Raw genomic sequence first — 960 nt, 5'->3', positions numbered from 1 at the left:
CTTTGCCGGCGCCTGCGCGAGCTGTCACAGCGGCTCCCCTGCCTCCGCCTCGCAAGGCCTGCCGCTGGAGAAAAGCGGCGCGACCCACGCCGAGAGCGCGCGCAATCTCGTGCAGTTCATTCTCCACGGCCGGCAGCTGCCCCCCGGCGCGGCGAGCGTGGCCATGCCCGGCTTCGCCCGGCTCCTGACGCGCCAGCAGGTGGCCGATCTCGCCGCCTATATCCGCGCGCGCTATTCCAACGAGCCGCCCTTCCAACAGCTGGATGCGACGGTGAACGAGCTGGCGGATCGGGCGGGGTTGCCGTGAGGCGCGCGGTGCCCTTCTCACAAAGGAACGATCGGACATGGTGACGCTGACCGTCAACGGCCGGCGCGTCGAGACGGACGCCGATCCGACGATGCCGCTTCTCTATCTCCTGCGCGACGAGCTGCAGCTGAACGGCGCGAAATATGGCTGCGGCGTCGGCCAATGCGGCTCCTGCGCCGTGCTGGTGGACGGACGCTCCTCCTTTTCCTGCCTCCTGCCCGTGGCGGCGCTCGAAGGGCGCGAGGTGGTGACGCTGGAAGGGCTCGGCGCGGGCGAGAAGCCGGGGTCGGTGCAGGCCGCCTTCATCGCCGAACAGGCGGCCCAATGCGGCTATTGCATTCCCGGCATGATCATCGCTGTGGAAGGGCTTCTGCGCCGCAACGCCTCGCCCGACGAAGCGGCGATCCGCGAGGCGCTTCAGCCCCATCTCTGCCGCTGCGGAACCCACGCGCGCATTCTCCGCGCGGCCCTGCGCGTGACGACGCCTCCCGCCGCCTCGGCCAAGCTTGAGGGCTCCAAGCCATGAGCCCCGACCTCTCCCGCCGCCTCGTGCTGAAAGGCGGCGCGCTGACGCTCTTCTTCGCGCTCGCGCCGGGTTCCGCGCGCGCGCAAGAGGCCGATATCGGCGGCGAGGGCGCGCAGGCCGGCGGCGC

Annotated in this window: 2 protein-coding genes; both read left to right on the top strand. The window is 71.0% G+C overall.

From position 1 onward, the window contains the following. A partial coding sequence (locus NS365_RS22015; protein WP_153003899.1) for a c-type cytochrome occupies positions 1-307 on the top strand: 307 nt, incomplete at its 5' end. A 37-nt stretch (positions 308-344) separates the two neighbouring features. Next, the gene (locus NS365_RS22010) at positions 345-833 is read left to right on the top strand and encodes a (2Fe-2S)-binding protein (RefSeq protein WP_058602445.1); all 489 of its coding nucleotides are present in this window, start codon (positions 345-347) and stop codon (positions 831-833) included. Positions 834-960 lie beyond the last annotated feature (127 nt).

The organism is Aureimonas ureilytica, from assembly GCF_001475935.1.
In the GTDB taxonomy this organism is placed as follows: domain Bacteria; phylum Pseudomonadota; class Alphaproteobacteria; order Rhizobiales; family Rhizobiaceae; genus Aureimonas; species Aureimonas ureilytica_A.
The sequence above is the reverse complement of the archived record's forward strand: the minus strand, read 5'-3'. Positions and strand labels throughout refer to the sequence as shown.

Bases quoted from the DNA above. Each gene is read 5' to 3' on its own strand.
- NS365_RS22010 (WP_058602445.1), top strand. From the start codon at position 345: ATGGTGACGCTGACCGTCAACGGCCGGCGCGTCGAGACGGACGCCGAT.